Raw genomic sequence first — 17,029 nt, 5'->3', positions numbered from 1 at the left:
CCGAGGCGAGCGGGTGCGGGCGGAGTGCAGAAAAGATCAGCGCTGGAACTGCACGGGCCCCGAGTTGGCGGCCATCCGCTCCAGCCGGGCGACCCGGTCCTCCATCTTGGGGTGGGTGGAGAAGAGCGCGGCCACCGCGCCACCGGAGAACGGGTTGGCGATCATCAGGTGGGCGGTGCTGGTGAGCGTGCCCTGGGCGGGCAGCGGGCGTTGCCGGGCCACGGCGTCGATCTTGCGCAGGGCGCTGGCCAGGGCCAGCGGGTCCCGGCTCAGCTCGGCGCCCGACTGGTCGGCCTGGAACTCACGGCTGCGGCTGATCGCCAACTGGATCACCGTGGCCGCGATCGGGCCGAGGATCAGGGTCAGCAGCAGGACTGCCGGGTTGGGCGAATCCTCGTCGTCCCCACCGCCCAGCGGGATGAACCAGGCGATGTTGGCCAGGAAGGTGATGATGCCGGCCAGACCGGCCGCCACGCTGGAGATCAGGATGTCCCGGTTGTAGACGTGGGACAGCTCGTGCCCGATCACACCCCGCAGCTCCCGGTAATCCAGGATCTCGGTGATGCCCTGGGTCACGCAGACCGCCGCGTGCTGCGGGTTACGCCCGGTGGCGAACGCGTTGGGCTGAGCGGTCGGGCTGACGTACAGGCGCGGCATGGGCTGCCGGGCTTCGGTCGCGAGTTCGCGCACCATCCGGTACAGCTCGGGGAACTGCGCCTCGCTGACCGGTTGCGCCCGCATCGAGCGCAGCGCGAGCTTGTCGGAGTAGAAGTAGGAAATGCCGTTCATGACCAGTGAGATGAGGACGGCGATGACCAGGCCGCCACTGCCGCCGAACCAGTAGCCCACCGCGAGGATCAGGGCGGTGAGCAGACCGAGCAGCGCGGCGGTCTTCAGACGGTTGTGGTGCACGATCTCTCCTTCGGTGCACGGATCGCCGGGATCCGCTGACCGGTTCAACAACCCGGTACCCGTCAACCATCCGTCTCAACGCTGAGAACTCACTGAGATTGGGGTCGCAGGTCAGCGGGCGGCCAGATCCAGCACCAGCTGCGGGGCGAAGCCCAGCACCACGGCGGCCACCGTGGCCACCGCCAGCACCGCCGCCACCACACCCCCCAGCGGTACGGCCGGCGCCGCGGCACCCGATGTCGCCGTCGGCGCCCACAGCGCGGCCGTGACCCGCAGGTAGTACGCCAACCCGATCACCGCGTTCAACGCCACCACCAGCGCCAGCCAGGCCGCGCCGCCGTCCAGCAGCGACCGGACCACCGTCACCTTCGCGAACAGCCCGGCCAGGCCCGGCGGCAGCCCGGCCAGACCCACAAGCGCGAGACCGAGCGCCGCGCCCCGCCACGGGTGCCGGCGGGCCGCCCCGCGCAGGTCGTCAAGCGTGCCGCCGTCCGCACCCACCGGGCGCAGCGCGGTCACCCCGGCGAACGCGGCCAGCTCCAACACCACGAAGAAGACGGCGTACGCCACCGCGGCGGCGTACGCGGCGGACCGCGCCTCGCCCGTGCGGCCGGCGGCCAGCGCCAACGCACCCAGCGGGGCCAGGATGTAGCCGGCCTGCGCCACCGAGGACCAGGCGAGCAGCCGGACGGTACGCCGCTGGCGCAGCGCCACCAGGTTGCCGACGGTCATCGTGAGCACCGCCAGCAGGGCGAGCACCGGGCCGGTCTGGTCCGCCGGCAGCGCCCGCTGCACCACGGCCAGCAACGCGACGAGGCCACCCAGCTTCGACGCCGTCGACAGGTAGGCGGCCACCGGCAGCGGAGCGCCGTCGTAGGTGGCCGGCGCCCAGGCGTGGAACGGCACCGCCGCCACCTTGAAGGCCAGCCCGAGCAGCAGCAGCGCCACGGCGGCGGTGGTCAGCGGCAGGTCGCGCAGCTCCGACCGCTCGGCCAGCAGAGCACCGAGCCGGTCCAGGTGCAGTGCACCGGTCACCGCGTACAGCAGCGCGGCGCCGAGCAGGGTGATCGTGGTGGCCACCACGCTCACGACGAAGAACGTCACCGCCGCCTCGGCGCTGGCCAGGCTGCCCCGGCGCAGGCCGACCAGCACGTACAGCGGCAGGGTCAGCGTCTCCAGGGCCACGATCAGGGTGATCAGGTCGCCGGCCGCGCCGAGCACCACACCGCCGGTCATCGAGCAGGCGAGCAGGAAGGCGTACTCCCCCACCGGTGACCGCCCGGCCCGCAGCGCCGGCACCGACAGCCCGAGCACACCCAGGGTGAGCAGCGCCACCACCGCGGCGACCAGGGCCGCCCGCCCGCCGAAGACCCAGGAGCAGTCGGCGCCGACGCAGAACGTCCGCCGCTCGCCGCCCGCACCGACCACGGCGGCGCCGACGGCGGTACCGAGCGCGCCGAGCGCGGCCACCGCGACCGTGACCCGAGGCCGCGCCAGGACAAGATCGATGATCAGCACGAGTACGGCGGTGCCGGCCGCCAGGTACGCCGGCAGCAACGCCACGCTGTCCACGCTCTGCACGGCGCTCATTTGGGCCTGCCCTCGTTCGCGTCCACCCGCTGCGCCGCGCTCATCGGGAGACCACCCCGATCAAAGCGTCGACGGGCGCCTCGGCGACGCCGAGGACCAGCGCCGGGACCAGGCCGATGGCCAGCGCGAGCAGCACCAGCGGCGCCCACGCGGTCAGCTCCGCGCCGGCCAGCCCGGAGCCGACCCGGCCCACCGCGGGGCTCGGCCGGCCGTGGGTGACCTGGCGCAACAACCGCAGGAAGTACGCGGCCGTGAGCGCGCCACCGACCGCCGCCAGCACCCCGAGGGTGATCCACAGCGGGCCGCCCACCTGGATCGCCGCGACCACCGCGAACGCCTCCCCCCAGAAGCCGGCCAACCCGGGCAGGCCGAGCGACGCGATCGCCGCGAACGCCAGCAGACCCGCCAGCCGGGGCGCGGTCTCCCGCAGCCCGGACAGCTCGGCGAGCGCACCCGTGCCGGTACGGTCCTTCACGGCGCCCGCGAGGAAGAACAGCAGGCCGGTGATCACGCCGTGCGCGACGTTGCCGATCAGGGCCGCCTGGATGCCGGTGGCGGTCAGCGTGGCGACGCCCAGCAGGACGAAGCCCATGTGCCCCACGCTGGAATACGCGATGAGCCGCTTCACCTCAGCCTGGGCCAGGCAGACAAGCGAACCGACCAGGATCGCGGCGACCGCCAGCACGCCGAGCACCGGCGCGGCCCAGCGGGCGCCCTCCGGCGCCACCCCCACCGCCACCCGGATCAGCCCGTACGTGCCCATCTTGAGCAGTACGCCCGCCAGCACGACGCTGCCCACCGTCGGGGCCTGCGTGTGCGCGTCGGGCAGCCAGGAGTGCAGCGGCCAGAGTGGACTCTTCACCGCGAACGCGAGCGCGAGCAACGTGAACGCGGCCAGCTGGGTGCCCCGGGACAGCCCGCCCCCACCGGTCAACGCGACCACGTCGGCGGTGCCCGCCGCGGCGACCACGACGTACACGCCGACCAGCAGCAGCACCGACCCGAAGAGGGTGTAGAGCGCGAACTTGCGGGCCGCCCGCCGCCGGTCCGCGCCACCCCAGCCGGCGATGATCGCGTACATCGGCAGCAGGACGACCTCGAAGAAGAGGAAGAACAGCACCAGGTCCAGGGCGAGGAACGTGCCGAGGATGCCCACCTCGACCACCAGCAGCAGGGCCACCAACGCCCGGCCGCTGCCGCCGTCCGGCACCCGCCACACCGTGTACGCGCAGCAGAGCAGGGTGAGCAGCGCGGTCAGCACCACCAGCGGCCAGGAGATGCCGTCGACGCCGAGGTGGAAGCGCAGATCCAGGCCGGGCACCCAGGGCAGGTCCACCTGATGCCAGGGGCGCACCGCAGGCGTACCGGCCGACCAGGCGAACCACCCCCGCCCACCGAACACCAGCGGTACGGCGGCCAGCAGGGTCAGCGCCGCCGCGACCGTCCCGACGATCCGTGCGGCCCGGTCCCGTGGAGTCGCCGCCACCGCGACCGCGCCCACCGCCGGCACCACCAGCACGGCGACAAGCAGAACCTGCCCAAGCGTCATCGGATCGCCTCTGTTCGCGACTGCGGGGCTCGCAAACCCGGCTCACTCCTCGCGCTCACCGGATCGCTCCCAGCATGGCGGCGGCCAGGCCGATCAGCAGGGCGCCGGCCAGCACACCAGCGGCGGCCCGGGGCAACGCCGCCCGGTGCAGCGCGGCGAGCCCGGCGCCCAGGCCGGAGGCAGCCCGGCCGCTGCCCTCGACGGCCCCGTCGACCACCACCTCGTCGCCGCTGCGCGCGAGGCGGGCCAGCGCCCGAACGGGGCGTACGACAAGGGCGTGCTGGACGTCGTCGAGCCGGAACGCGCGGGCGAAGACCGACCGCAGCGGACCCAGCGCGGTCGCCGGGTCGGCGGCCCGGTCCCGCTGCCAGCGCACCCACACCCACCCCGCGCCGACCGCCAGCAGAGCCAGCGGCAGCAGCAGCGCCGGCCCGACGTGGACCAGGCCGTCCTCCGCACCGGCGACCGGCACGGTGGCGAACCGCAGCCGGTCGGCGAACGCGCCCACGAACCCGGCCAGGCCGAGCAGCGCGGCCGGCACGGCCAACAGCAGTACCGGCCACCGCAGCACCGCCGGAGGATCGTGCGGCGCGACCAGCGGCAGCCGGGGCTCGCCGAAGAAGGCCCGCAGCAGCAGCCGGCCCGCGTACCAGGCGGTGATCGCCACACCGAGCAACCCGGCCAGCCAGACCAGCCAACCCACCCACGACGGCGCCGGCCCGGTGCCCTCCAGCGCGGCCGACTCGGCGACCGTCAACACGCCGTCCTTGCTCCAGAAGCCGGCCAGCGGCGGCACACCGGCGAGGGCCCCGAGGCCGATCACGGTGCACCAGAACGTCACCGGCATGCTGCGGCGCAGACCACCCATCTCCGACATCAGCGTGGTGCCCACGGCGTGGATCACCGCGCCGGCGGCGAGGAACAGCAGCGCCTTGAACGCGGCGTGGGTGAGCAGGTGGAACAGCGCCGCCGACGGTGAGCCGACGGCCAGCGCGCCGGTCATGTAGCCGAGCTGCGACACGGTCGACCAGGCCAGCACCCGCTTGATGTCGTCCTGGGCGGTGGCGGCGAGCGCCCCGAGCAGCAGGGTGATCGCGCCGAGCACCCCGAGCACGGTCAACGTGACCGGAGCGGCCGTGAACAGCGGGTAGAGGCGGGTCACCGCGTACACCCCGGCGGCCACCATCGTCGCGGCGTGGATCAGCGCGGAGATCGGCGTCGGGCCGGCCATGGCGTCCGGCAGCCAGGTGTGCAGCGGGAACTGCGCGCTCTTGCCGGCCACCCCGGCCAGCAGCAACAGGCCGGCGGCGGTCAGCGTCACGCCGGAGTGGTCGTGCGCGAGCACGTCGGCGATCCGGAAGCTGCCCGTCGACACGCCGAGCAGCACGATGCCGAGCAGGAAGCCGACGTCACCGACCCGGGTCACCAGGAACGCCTTCATCGCGGCGGCCGGTGCGCCCGCGAGCCGGCGGTCGTGGGCGATGAGCAGGTACGAGCAGAGGCCCATCACCTCCCAGCCGACCAGCAGCATGATCAGGTCGCCGGAGACCACCACCAGCAGCATCGCACCGGTGAAGAGGCTGATCTGGGCGGCGTACGGCGGGTAGCGGTGGTCGACGTCGACGTCGTCGTGGGGGCCGCGCCGCAGATAGCCGATCGAGTAGACCTGCACGGCCAGGGCCACCGCGGTGACCGCGACGGCGACCAGCGCGGCGGCGCCGTCCAGGCGTACGCCGAGGGTCACCCTCAGCCCGCCGATGTCGACCCAGGTCGTCGACGTCTGGGTCGGACCGTCGACCGCCACCAGCAGGGCGACGGCCAACGCCAGCGCGCCGACCGCGCCGGCCACGCCGATCGTCACGGCGGCCGTCCGGGCCCGGTCACCCCCGGCCGCTCCGCCCGGGTGACGCGGGGCCGGCGGCAGCAGCAGACCGAGCAGGCCGGCGACCAGCGGTACGGCGGGCAGCACCGCCCCGAGCAGCCCGGTCACCGACCCGCCTCCGCGTTCTGGCCGACGGCCCGCGCGGGCACCGGCGGCTCGGTCAACGCCACGTCATCAACCGCCACGGTGGCCCGCAGGCGATAGAGCTGAAGGACGATCGCCAGCCCCACCCCGATCTCCGCGGCGGCGAGCACGATGACGAACAGCGCGAAGACCTGACCGGAGTGCGGCAGCGCCGCGCGGACGGTGGTGTCCGCTGTGACGAGGACGAGGTTCACCGCGTTGAGCATCAACTCGACCGCCATCAGCACCAGCACGGCGTTGCGTCGGCGCAGCACGCCGTACACGCCGAGGCCGAACAGCAACGCGGCGGTGACGTACGGGATGACGGGCCTCACCGGCGCCCCCCGGAGGCCATGCTCCTCGCCGGCGCCTCGGCGTCGTCGCGCCGGCCGATGTCGGGCCGGGACAGCACCACCGCGCCCACCAGGGCGGACAGCAGCAGGACGGAGAGCACCTCGAACGGCAGCACCCAGGACCGGAAGATCTGCTCGCCCAGCCGCTCGGCCGTGCCCGCGCCGGGCATCGTGACGGTGCTCCAGCGGTACGCGTCGACCAGCAGGACGCTCAGCCCCAGGCCGGCGCCGCCGCCGATCAGCGCGGCGGGCCAGCCGGGCCGGTCCAGATCGTCGGAGGCCCCGATCGGGGCCCGCGTCAGCATCACCGCAAACAACAGCAGCACCACCACCGCGCCCACATAGATCAGCACCTGCACCCAGGCGACCAGCTCGGCGCCGAGCACCAGATAGTCGCCGGCCAACGCGCCCAGGCAGACCACCAGGTAGAGCCCGGCCCGGACCAGGTGCTTCGTGGTCACCACCAGCACGCCGGCGCCCACCGCGACCGCGCCCAGGGCGAGCAGCAGCAGATCCGCGCCGGTCACCGGGCCGCCCTTCCGCCGGGTCGGGCCGCGCCTGGCCGCGTCACAACGCGTCCCGTCACGACGTGTGCCGTCAGGACCTGTGCCGTCAGGACCTGTGCCGTCACGACGCGGGCGGTCACGACGCGGGACCCGGGTCGGCGTCGGGACGTACCACCGGTGGGACCGAACGCGCGGCCTTGCGGGCCGCCGCGGTCTCCTCCTTGGCCGGCTCGCCGTTCGGGTCGTGCGCCGGCGGCGGTGGAACCGTGGCCATCCACTGACCGAGGTGGTCCTTGTCGTGCAGCAGGTCCTTGATGTCGTACTCGGCGTACTCGAATTCCGGAGACCAGTAGAGCGCGTCGAACGGGCAGACCTCGATGCAGATGCCGCAGTACATGCAGAGCGAGAAGTCGATGTCGAACTTGTCCAGCACGTTGCGCTGGCGGGGGCGGGCGGCGCCGGGCACCGCCACCTCCTCCTTGTGGGAGTCGATGTAGATGCACCAGTCCGGGCACTCGCGGGCGCAGAGCATGCAGACCGTGCAGTTCTCCTCCGACAGCGCGATCACTCCGCGCGAGCGCGGCGGCAGCTCGGGGGCGACGTCCGGGTACTGCTGCGTGGTCGAGCGGCTGGTCATCGTCTTGAGGGTGACCGCCAGCCCCTTGACCAGGCCCGCGCCGGGCAGGCCGCGCTCGGTGGCGCCGCCCGCCGGGTCGCCGTGCTCGCTGGGGTCGGTCATGTGGACCATCCTGCCCTGTGGCCCCGGCGCGCGCGACCACCACCCACAGGTCCACGGCGGTACGGTCGTCGCGGGGCGAACGACGCACCGGAAAGGACCCGCTCATGACCGCCGCGCTGCAGAGCGACTACCCGCCCGAGAGCGGATGGACGACTGACGATCTGGATGCGCTGCCCGAGGACGGCCGCCGCCGGGAACTGCTCGATGGAATGCTGCTGATGTCCCCCTCCCCCACCCGCACCCACCAGACCATCGCCGGCAGACTGATGGCCGCGCTCGACGAGGACTGCCCCGACGGCTACGACGTGACGCAGGCGGTCGAGGTGCGGATCAACCGCACCCGATCGTTCATCCCCGACGTGCTGATCACCACGGCCGCCGCGGCGGCGCGCGAGCCGTCGAGGTACGAGCCGCACGAGGTGGTCCTGGCCATCGAGATCGTCTCGCCGAACACCCGCTCGATCGACCGGGTGCTGAAGCCGGCGCTGTACGCCCAGGCCGACATCCCCTTCTACTGGCGGATCGAGACCGAGGGTGGCGGGTTGGAGGTCGTGACCTACCGGATCGACGCCGTGAACGAGGTCTACACCGAGACCGGGCGGTGGACGAAGTTCGTCGACACCGGCGAGCCGTTCCCGATCAACCTGTCGATCAGCCGGATCACGCCCCGGGTCCGCTGACGACGGTCGGCGGGAGCATCTCGACGCCGAGCTGTTGGAGGAGCTGGAACAGTTCGTTGCAGCTCCACACCTCGACGATCCGGCCGGCCGTGTCGAAGCGCAGGAACGTCGCCCCGGAGTAGCTGACCACCTGGCCGGTCGGCGGCACCGGCCCGAACTGCCCCAGCTGGGTGCCGGCCGCCCGCCAGTGCACAGCCACCCGCTCACCGGCGGCGACCACGTCGACGATCTTGTAACGCAGGTCCGGGAAGGCCGCTCGGCGCTCGCGGTGCCAGGCCAGCGTCGCCTCCGGCCCGGTGCCGCCCAGCCCGGGGCACTCCTCGGCGATCAACTCGTGGGCCGACTCCTCCCGGCGGGCGTTCCACACGTCGGCGATGAAGCGCCGGGCCGCCACCTCCACATCCGTCATGCCGGCAGGGTAGCCGGCCAGCTACCGGTGAGCGGGGGCCACAGGTGTTTGGCTCGCCCTTTGCTCTGCTTCAACGGACGCAACACTCTCGGCCATCGAATGTTGCCGTGAGTGAAGCAGAGCAAAGGGCGTGGGGGTGGTGGGGCCGTCCGCGGGCGAAGCTCGGCGTCTGGCCCGCAGGCCAGGTTCGCCGCGCCGCCCCGGCCCGCCGCGAATCGGCGAAGATGGGGTGGAGACGGCAACCGGACCGGGAGGTAGGAGCGACGTGGCGGAGACAGGCGGGAAGTACGTCGAGCCGGGTGGCGAGTTCACCCGGGACCAGCGGTACATCGCCACCCGGATCACCGCGGACGGGCGGGACGGCTACCCGGTCGAGCCGGGCCGGTACCGGCTGGTGGTCAGCCGAGCCTGCCCGTGGGCCAACCGCCTGATCATCGTGCGACGGCTGCTCGGCCTGGAGGACGCCATCTCGATGGCGGTGGCCGGCCCGACCCACGACGCTCGGAGCTGGACCTTCGACCTCGACCCGGGTGGGCGGGACCCGGTGCTCGGCATCGAGCGCCTCCAGGAGGCGTTCTTTGCGCGCTTCCCCGACTACGAGCGCGGCATCACCGTGCCGGCGATGGTGGACGTGCCGACCGGGCAGGTGGTGACCAACCACTACGCGCAGATGAGCCTGGACCTGTCCACCGAGTGGAGGGCGTACCACCGAGAGGGCGCCCCTCAGCTCTACCCCGAGCACCTGCGGGAGCAGATCGACGAGGTCAACAGTGTGGTGTTCCGCGACGTCAACAACGGCGTCTACCGGTGCGGCTTCGCGGGCAGCCAGGAGGCGTACGACAAGGCGTACCACCGCCTGTTCGACCGGCTGGACTGGTTGACCGAGCGGCTGACCGACCAGCGGTACCTGGTGGGCGACACCATCACCGAGGCCGACGTACGGCTGTTCACCACGCTGGTCCGCTTCGACCCGGTCTACCACGGCCACTTCAAGTGCAACCGGCAGAAGCTGAGCGAGATGCCGGTGCTGTGGGCGTACGCCCGGGACCTGTTCCAGACCCCCGGGTTCGGCGACACCATCGACTTCGACCACATCAAGCGGCACTACTACCAGGTGCACCGCGACATCAACCCGACCGGAATCGTGCCGCTCGGCCCCGACCTGTCCAACTGGGTCACCCCGCACGGCCGGGAAGCTCTGGGTGGCCGCCCCTTCGGCGACGGCACCCCACCCCCGCCCCCGGCCGAGCCCGTGGACCCGGCCCACACCCCGCTGCGCTGACCCACACCCCTCCCGGCGGGGGCGGGAGGGGGCGGGGTTAGAGGGCGACGCGGACCGCTGCGGTGAGGACCAACTGCGCCAGGGAGGCGGGCACGAGGACCAGCCAGCAGAGGCGTTGCAGCTGGTCCTCGCGCAGCCGGGGGTAGGACACCCGCAGCCAGATGATCACGAAGGCCACGGCGAAGACCTTGAGCAGGGTCCACAGCCAGCCCAGGTGCTCGTCGGCGAACGGGCCCTGCCAGCCACCGAGGAACAGCACCGTGGTCAGCGCGGCGATCACCACGATGCCGACGTACTCGGCGAGCAGGAAGAACGCGAACCGCAGCCCCGTGTACTCAGTCATGTAACCGAAGACCAGCTCCGAGTCGGCCACCGGCATGTCGAATGGCGGCCGGCGGATCTCGGCCAGCCCGGCGACGAAGAAGATGATCATCGCGGGCGCCTGCCAGAGCAGCCACCACGGCTGCCACGCCTCGACGATGCCGGACAGGCTCAGCGTGCCGGCCGCCATCGCCACCGAGGCGGCGGCCAGCACCAGCGGCAGCTCGTAACCGAGCAACTGGGCGGCCCCGCGCAGCCCGCCGAGCAGGCTGTACTTGTTGGCCGACGCCCACGCCGACATGAGCACCGCCACCACCCCGACGCCGACCACGGCCAGCACGAAGAACAGGCCGATGTCCAACGGTTGGCCGACCAGGTCGTTCGGGCCGAGCGGAATGACCAGCAGCACCAGCAGGTACGGCACCAGGGCCACCGCGGGCGCCAGCCGGAACACCGCCCGGTCCGCCTCGCGCGGGGTGATGTCCTCCTTCTGCACGAACTTGACGCCGTCCGCCACGAGTTGCGCCCAACCGTGGAAGCCACCCGCGTACATCGGGCCGAGGCGGCCCTGCATGTGCGCCATCACCTTGTGCTCGGCCTGGCCGACGAGCAGCGGCAGGGTGAGGAACGCGACGAGCACGCCGCCCACCCGGAGCACCAGCTCCACCCAGAGCGGCATCAGGCCGTACCCCCGTCGTGGTCGGTCCGGTCGTCGCGGCCCGGCGGGTCCGCGACCGCCTCGCCGCCCGACGCGGCCGGGCCTGCGCCGGACACCGGCTGGTCGGCCGGGCCTGCGCCGGACACCGGCTGATCGGCCGGGCCTGCGCCGGGCGCGGGCTGGGCGGCCGGTGCCGGGTCGTCGGCGGGGCCGGCGGCCCGGGGAGTACGCGCCGGACGGGTCGCCGGCGCCGGCCGTGCGGGTCGCTCGCCAGCTGGTCGGGCCGGGGTGCCGCCGCGTGGACCCTCCCCCACGCCACCCGCGCCGGCCGGAGTCGGCGTCGTTCCCCACTCGCCCGGAGCGGGCACGCCCGGCGGGCGGATCGGTCGACGGCCACCGCCGGCCTCCGACTCGCCCGGCTCCTTCGCGCCCGGCCAGGGCTTCGCCACCCGGGAGGCGAGCACGAACTCCTTGCGCAGCGGGTGGCCCTCGAACTCCGGGGGCAGCAGCAGCGGTCGCAGCTCCCCGTGGCCGTCGAAGTCGATGCCGAACATCTCGTGGGTCTCCCGCTCGTGCCAGGCGGCACCCGGGTAGACGTCGACCACCGAGGCCACCGAGGGCGCGTCGCGGGGCACCCGCGTGCGTAGCAGCACGCCGTGTCGCAACCGCGTCGACCAGAGGTGCGCGACCACGTCGAAGCCCTCGGCCAACTCGTCGACGGCGGAGAGCCAGTCGAAGAAGTCGCAGGCCAGCTCGCTGTCGTCGCGGGCCGCGCGGACGGCGGCCGACCAACTCGTCGGGGGTACGTCGACGGTGGCCCGGGCGAACCGCTGCCCGCCGGAGACCGACGGGGTCGCCTCGACCGGCGCGAGCAGCGCGACCAGCCGAGCGCCGACCTCTTCCTCAGTCATGCCGCTGATCCTAGGGCGTCGGCCGGGTGCCGACCCGGCCCGCGGTCCACGACCGATCCCCGGTGATCTGCCCGCTTTACTGGGCAGCGGGCCAGTCGGCGGGGAAAGATGAGGGCGTGCGCGCTGTCACTGTGAAACCCGGGGTCGCCAACTCGCTGAGCCTCGCCGAGGATCAGCCGGAGCCGGCGCCCGAGGAAGGCGCGGTCCTGGTCGAGGCACTGGCCGTGGGAATCTGCGGCACCGACCACGAGATCATCGCCGGGGAGTACGGCGAGGCGCCGCCGGGCGCGGACCGCCTGGTCATCGGGCACGAGTCGCTGGGCCGGGTGCTGGAGGACCCGAGCGGTGCCCTGCAACCCGGCGACCTGGTGGCCGGCATCGTCCGGCATCCCGACCCGGTGCCCTGTTCCAACTGCGCGGTCGGCGAGTGGGACATGTGCCGCAACGGTCAGTTCACCGAGCACGGGATCAAGGCGCTACCCGGGTTCGCCCGGGACCGCTGGCGGATCGAGCCCCAGTTCGCGGTCAAGCTGGATCCGGCGCTGGCCCAGGTCGGCGTGCTGTTGGAGCCGACCAGCGTGGTGGCCAAGGCGTGGGACCACATCGAGCGGATCGGCCACCGGGCCGAGTGGCAGCCGCACACGGTCCTGGTGACCGGCGCCGGGCCGATCGGGCTGCTGGCCGCGCTGCTCGGCACCCAGCGCGGGCTCACCGTCCACGTGTTGGACCGGGCCACCGACGGCCCCAAGCCGGAACTGGTCGCCGGGCTCGGCGCCACCTACCACGCGGTGCCGGTCAACGACCTGCCCTTCGAGCCGGACGTGGTGATCGAGTGCACCGGCGCGCCCACGGTCGTCCTCGACGTCATGTGCAAGGCGGCGCCGACCGGCATCGTCTGCCTGGCCGGGGTGTCCAGCGGCGGCCGGAGCATCGACTTCGACGCCGGGGCGCTCAACCGGGCGCTGGTGCTGGAGAACAACGTGGTGTTCGGCTCGGTGAACGCCAACCGGCGACACTGGACCATGGCCGCGCAGGCACTCACCCGCGCCGACCAGGTCTGGCTCTCCTCACTGATCACCCGACGGGTCCCGGTGAACAGGTACGCCGACGCGTACACCTCCGGGCCGGACGACATCAAGGTGGTGCTGGAGTTCGCCTCCTGACCGGCGGCCCGGTGACGTCAGATGCCTGGTAGCCGGCCGTTGCGGAACAGGTCCACGAAGAGCTGGTGATCCTGGCGGGCACGCACCCCGTACGCGTGCGCGAAGTCCACCAGGTGGGTGACGAAGCCCGACTCGTCGGTGTCCACGGCGGCGACGATCGCCTCCTCGGTGGAGTAGTCCACCAGGTCGTGACTGGACTCGTCATCGGCGACCGAGTGCATCCGGGCCACCGCCCGGCCAAGGTCGGCAAGCACCCCGGTCAGCTCGTCCGGCTCGTTGACGTCGGACCAGTCCAGGTCGGCCGCGTACGGGGAGACCTCGGCGACGAGCTGACCGGCGCCGTCCAGTTCGGTGAAGCCCAGCCACGGGTCGGCGTGCGCCTGCAACGCCCGCTGCGACTCGGCCGTCCGGTGACCCTGGTGCTGGAAGTAGCCGCGTACCGAGTCGTCGGTCGAGTAGCGGGCCACAGCCGGGACCTGCGCTTGCTTCATGTAGATCACGACGTCGTTCTCCAGCGCCTGCGTGTGCCCCTCCAGCAGCAGGTTGTACGACGGCAGGCCGGCCGAACCGATGCCGACGCCCTTGCGCAGCACCACGTCCTTGATCCGCGTCGCCACCGGGCGCAGCCGGGCCGAGGCGGCCGGCAGAGTGCCCAGGTACTCCTCGAAGGCGGCGAGAACCCGGTCCCGGGTCTTCCCGTCGACCTCGAAGACCCCGTCTCCGATGGAGAACCGCCGCTCGTAGTTGTCGACGGTGGTCTGCTCGGCGAGCAGGTCGACCCGCGTGTTGAGGCGGGCCTGCTGGAGCACCCGACGCAGCACCCCGTCGGCGTTCTCCAGGGTGATCGAGCCGATGGCGTCGTCTCCGCCTGCGGCGATCGCCCGCAGCTCGGTCAGGTAGGAGCGGGCGAAGCCGGCCACCAGTTCACCGATCACCGTGTCGGAGAGGGCCTTGCCGTAGCCGAGCAGCGCCACGCTGGCCGCGAGCCGGCGCAGGTCCCAGGTGAACGGCCCGACGTACGCCTCGTCGAAGTCGTTGACGTTGAACACCAACTGCCCGGAGGCGTTCATGTAGGTGCCGAAGTTCTCCGCGTGCAGGTCGCCGTGGATCCACACCCGGCCGGTCCGCTCGTCGAGGAAACGGTCGTCGGCGAAGTCGCCACGCTGGTCGGCGTAGAACAGCGCGGCGCTGCCCCGGTAGAAGGCAAACGGCGACGCGGCCATCTTGCGGAACTTGCGGCGGAAGGCCGCCGGGTCGATTGCCATCGACGCGCCGAACTCCTCGGTGAGCACGTCGATGATGTGGGCGGACCGCTGGTCCACGGAATTGCTCATGAGCGCAGGTTAACCGGGCCCGACCAGCCCCCACGTCGAGCAATCGAGCGGTCCCCTCCGCACGGCGGGCCGTTCGTCAGTGTGCGGCGGGTGGGCGGACCGGCGGGGCGGTGAGGGAGTCGACGGAGCGCGGGGCAGCGGCCTCGCGGGGCGGGGCGTCCAGCGGCGCGGCGAGCAGATCCCGCTGCGGCACTCCGCCGATGCCGGACTGTTCGGCGGCGATCTTCTCCTGCAGGCGCAGGATGCCGTGCAGCAGCGCCTCCGGGCGCGGCGGGCAGCCGGGCACGTAGACGTCGACGGGGATGAGCTGGTCGACGCCCTTGGTCACCGAGTACGAGTCCCAGTAGGGGCCGCCGCAGTTGGAGCACGCGCCGAACGAGATGACGTACTTCGGCTCGGGCATCTGGTCGTAGAGCCGCTTGATGGCCGGGGCCATCTTGTCGGTCACGGTGCCGGAGACCACCATGAGATCGGCCTGCCGGGGGCCGTGGGCGAACGGAATCACACCCAGCCGGATGAAGTCGTGCCGACCCATGCTGGTGGCGATGAACTCGATCGCGCAGCAGGCCAGGCCGAAGTTGAACACCCAGAGCGAGTAGCGGCGCCCCCAGTTCAGCACGAACCGGATCGGCTCACCGAGCACTGCCGGTAGCTGCACGGACGTCCCCTCTCCTCATCCCACAGTGAATCACAGCCGCTTGTCACGGACCGGACAGGCAACCCCACCGGTTCGACCGCAACCGGCGGGCGCGGCCGAGTGTGTGACCGGTGCTGGCGAACACGCCGCCTGCGCCCACCACGGGGAGGACGAGTGCTTGTGACGAGAGAAGTACGGGTGGGCGGACCGCCCCCCGACCCGCCGGGAAGCCCCATCCCCGCGACTGCCGAACTGGCCTTCGACGACTTCTACCACGCCCACTTCCGATCGCTGGTGGTGCAGCTCACGGCGTACACCGGTGATCGTGGGCAGGCGCAGGACCTGGTTCAGGAGGCCTTCTGCCGGGCGTACACCCACTGGGGCCGGCTCGCCCGGTACGACGATCCGCTGGCCTGGGTGCGCCGGGTCGCCTGGAACCTCGGCCACAACCGCTGGCGACGGTTGCGGACCGCGCAGGCCTGGCTGCTGCGGCAACGCGAGACACACGTCGCCGAGCCGAGCCCGGACCGGGTCGCCCTCGACACCGCGCTGGCCAAGCTGCCGCCGAAGCAGCGACGGGCTGTCGTGCTGCACTACCTCGCCGACCTGACGGTCGCCGAGATCGCCGCTCAGGAACGGGTCGCCGAGGGGACCGTCAAGTCCTGGCTGCACCGGGGACGGGCGGCCCTCGCGACGCACCTGCGCGACACCAACGAGGAGGTGCGAGATGTCTGAGCAGGAGATCCTCGGCCTCGCCGAAGAGTTCACCCACTACCGCCGTACCGTGCTGGCGGAGGTCGAGGTGCCCGGGCCCGCCGCCGTGCGGCGGACGGCAACCGGGCGCGGCCGTCGCCGGCTGGCCACCACCACCGCGACGGTGCTCGCGCTGTTCGGCGGGGCCGCCGTCGGGTACGCGGCGATGAGCGGCCCGGATCGCGAGCCGGGCCCGGTCGACCCCACGCCGACCATCTCCGCGTCGCCCACGCCGGGCGGCACGGCGAGCCCGACCCCCGGCCCGTCCGTCACGAGCGGCAGCCCGACCTCCACCGCCCCGAGCGGGAAGATCAGCCGGGCCCAACTGCTCGGCGCGGCGGTGACCCTGCCCGCGTGGCGAGCCGGGCGGGGATGCCCCACGTCGGGCGTCCGGCTCAGCGGTGACGACCGTGAGGGCGTCAACTGGCTGCTGGCGCTCGACCAGGGGGACGTCGACGGGGACGGCACGGTGGAGGCGGTGGCGCTGGTGCAGTGCGTGCTCGGCTCCGGCGGACCCATGCAGGTGGTCGCCTTCGACCGCGACCAGCAGGGCAAGATCGTCACACTGGGCCGGGTGGTCGCGACGGGCATCGACAAGCCGCAGTGGTTGTTCGCCCTCGACGTGGTGGACGACGGCACCGTGCGGGTGCAGGTCGGCGACATCGCGCCCGGTGGCGGCTGGCCCGGTGAGTGGTCACAGCGACAGTGGCGGGGCTACCGCTTCAAGGGTGGGTCCTTCGCACAGGTCTCCGGGCCGACGAGCTTCGGGCCGAACCCGCACGACGTCAACCTCGTCGTCAGCGCCACGAACCTCGTGCTGGCCGACGCGCCGGACGGCTCCCGGACCGGCACGATCACCGTACGCATCCGCAACGGGGGCGGCGGACCCGCCGCCTACGTGGCCCTGCGGCTCGGCCTACCGGCGGCGGTCCGCCCTGACGGGGACGGCTGGGCGGCCTGCCGCAACGACCCGGAGAAGACCCGGGATCCGCTGACCTGCGACCTGAACCAGCTCGGGGCCGGCAAGGAGGTCCGGCTCACGCTGGGCTTCCGGGTCGCCGCCGGCACCACGGTCGGCACGGGGAAGGCCGACGTGGACGGCCGCCCGATGGACGCGAGCTTCGACTTCGTGCAGGAGGTCTACGACCCGGACAACACGGTGGTGATCACCTACCGTTGAGCCGACCCGACCGGGACGGGACACGGCCGCGCTCGGTGAGGGCGGCC

The 17,029-nt window shown here is 72.7% G+C and carries 16 protein-coding genes and 1 pseudogene; 5 read left to right on the top strand and 12 right to left on the bottom strand.

What is annotated here, in order from left to right:
• Positions 1–36: 36 nt before the first annotated feature.
• The 7 genes from htpX to AB0J68_RS10310 all read right to left on the bottom strand — a co-directional run bounded on the left by htpX (position 37) and on the right by AB0J68_RS10310 (position 7,663).
• A complete protein-coding gene (htpX, locus tag AB0J68_RS10340) occupies positions 37–912 on the bottom strand; it encodes a zinc metalloprotease HtpX (RefSeq protein ID WP_354854345.1) in 876 nt (291 codons plus the stop codon).
• Positions 913–1,023: 111 nt separating this feature from the next.
• Positions 1,024–2,502: a proton-conducting transporter membrane subunit gene (locus AB0J68_RS10335; protein WP_354854347.1), complete on the bottom strand. Its 1,479-nt coding sequence runs from the start codon at positions 2,500–2,502 to the stop codon at positions 1,024–1,026.
• 40 nt (positions 2,503–2,542) lie between these two features.
• Positions 2,543–4,051, bottom strand: coding sequence for an NADH-quinone oxidoreductase subunit M (locus AB0J68_RS10330; RefSeq protein WP_355067698.1), 1,509 nt, complete (start codon positions 4,049–4,051; stop codon positions 2,543–2,545).
• 55 nt (positions 4,052–4,106) lie between these two features.
• On the bottom strand, positions 4,107–6,041 hold the full coding sequence (locus tag AB0J68_RS10325) for an NADH-quinone oxidoreductase subunit L (RefSeq protein ID WP_363937673.1): 1,935 nt from the start codon (positions 6,039–6,041) through the stop codon (positions 4,107–4,109).
• A complete protein-coding gene (gene nuoK, locus AB0J68_RS10320) occupies positions 6,038–6,391 on the bottom strand; it encodes an NADH-quinone oxidoreductase subunit NuoK (RefSeq protein ID WP_355067702.1) in 354 nt (117 codons plus the stop codon). The genes AB0J68_RS10325 and nuoK overlap by 4 nt, the downstream gene beginning before the upstream one ends.
• Positions 6,388–6,936, bottom strand: coding sequence for an NADH-quinone oxidoreductase subunit J (locus AB0J68_RS10315; protein WP_363937671.1), 549 nt, complete (start codon positions 6,934–6,936; stop codon positions 6,388–6,390). The genes nuoK and AB0J68_RS10315 overlap by 4 nt, the downstream gene beginning before the upstream one ends.
• A gap of 115 nt (positions 6,937–7,051) precedes the next feature.
• Positions 7,052–7,663 (bottom strand): NADH-quinone oxidoreductase subunit I, encoded by a 612-nt coding sequence (locus AB0J68_RS10310; protein ID WP_363937670.1) that lies wholly within the window; start codon positions 7,661–7,663, stop codon positions 7,052–7,054.
• Between the two features lie 95 nt (positions 7,664–7,758).
• On the opposite strand from AB0J68_RS10310, the gene AB0J68_RS10305 reads away from it, so the two are divergent.
• Positions 7,759–8,334 (top strand): Uma2 family endonuclease, encoded by a 576-nt coding sequence (locus AB0J68_RS10305; protein WP_363937668.1) that lies wholly within the window; start codon positions 7,759–7,761, stop codon positions 8,332–8,334.
• Here the strand turns inward: AB0J68_RS10305 and AB0J68_RS10300 are convergent.
• A complete protein-coding gene (locus tag AB0J68_RS10300) occupies positions 8,315–8,743 on the bottom strand; it encodes an ester cyclase (protein WP_355067705.1) in 429 nt (142 codons plus the stop codon). The genes AB0J68_RS10305 and AB0J68_RS10300 overlap by 20 nt on opposite strands.
• 229 nt (positions 8,744–8,972) lie before the next feature.
• Between AB0J68_RS10300 and AB0J68_RS10295 the strand changes: the two genes are divergently transcribed.
• The gene (locus AB0J68_RS10295; protein WP_354854361.1) at positions 8,973–10,025 is read left to right on the top strand and encodes a glutathione S-transferase C-terminal domain-containing protein; all 1,053 of its coding nucleotides are present in this window, start codon (positions 8,973–8,975) and stop codon (positions 10,023–10,025) included.
• Positions 10,026–10,062: 37 nt separating this feature from the next.
• Here AB0J68_RS10295 and AB0J68_RS10290 read toward each other — a convergent pair whose 3' ends face one another.
• Positions 10,063–11,025: a complex I subunit 1 family protein gene (locus AB0J68_RS10290; RefSeq protein ID WP_355135471.1), complete on the bottom strand. Its 963-nt coding sequence runs from the start codon at positions 11,023–11,025 to the stop codon at positions 10,063–10,065.
• A gap of 323 nt (positions 11,026–11,348) precedes the next feature.
• Positions 11,349–11,915 (bottom strand): annotated as a pseudogene (locus tag AB0J68_RS10285) (NADH-quinone oxidoreductase subunit C); the annotation flags it as partial.
• A gap of 116 nt (positions 11,916–12,031) precedes the next feature.
• Here AB0J68_RS10285 and AB0J68_RS10280 point away from each other — a divergent pair.
• Positions 12,032–13,078: a glucose 1-dehydrogenase gene (locus AB0J68_RS10280; RefSeq protein ID WP_363937665.1), complete on the top strand. Its 1,047-nt coding sequence runs from the start codon at positions 12,032–12,034 to the stop codon at positions 13,076–13,078.
• Positions 13,079–13,095: 17 nt separating this feature from the next.
• On the opposite strand, the gene AB0J68_RS10275 is transcribed toward AB0J68_RS10280, so the two are convergent.
• Together AB0J68_RS10275 and AB0J68_RS10270 are read right to left on the bottom strand one after the other, a co-directional pair.
• Complete coding sequence (locus AB0J68_RS10275) at positions 13,096–14,412, bottom strand: DUF2252 domain-containing protein (RefSeq protein WP_363937664.1); 1,317 nt, start codon at positions 14,410–14,412, stop codon at positions 13,096–13,098.
• Positions 14,413–14,488: 76 nt separating this feature from the next.
• The gene (locus AB0J68_RS10270; RefSeq protein WP_354854368.1) at positions 14,489–15,070 is read right to left on the bottom strand and encodes an NADH-quinone oxidoreductase subunit B family protein; all 582 of its coding nucleotides are present in this window, start codon (positions 15,068–15,070) and stop codon (positions 14,489–14,491) included.
• 177 nt (positions 15,071–15,247) lie between these two features.
• Here AB0J68_RS10270 and AB0J68_RS10265 point away from each other — a divergent pair, with 177 nt between their 5' ends.
• On the top strand, positions 15,248–15,784 hold the full coding sequence (locus tag AB0J68_RS10265) for a SigE family RNA polymerase sigma factor (protein ID WP_354854369.1): 537 nt from the start codon (positions 15,248–15,250) through the stop codon (positions 15,782–15,784).
• Positions 15,777–16,982, top strand: coding sequence for a hypothetical protein (locus AB0J68_RS10260; RefSeq protein ID WP_363937661.1), 1,206 nt, complete (start codon positions 15,777–15,779; stop codon positions 16,980–16,982). The genes AB0J68_RS10265 and AB0J68_RS10260 overlap by 8 nt, the downstream gene beginning before the upstream one ends.
• The last annotated feature ends 47 nt before the right edge of the window (positions 16,983–17,029 follow it).

Source organism: Micromonospora sp. NPDC049580, assembly GCF_040675595.1.
Taxonomy (GTDB): Bacteria; Actinomycetota; Actinomycetes; order Mycobacteriales; family Micromonosporaceae; genus Micromonospora.
Note: the sequence above shows the minus strand (reverse complement) of the source record. Positions and strands in the feature narration are given on the sequence as shown.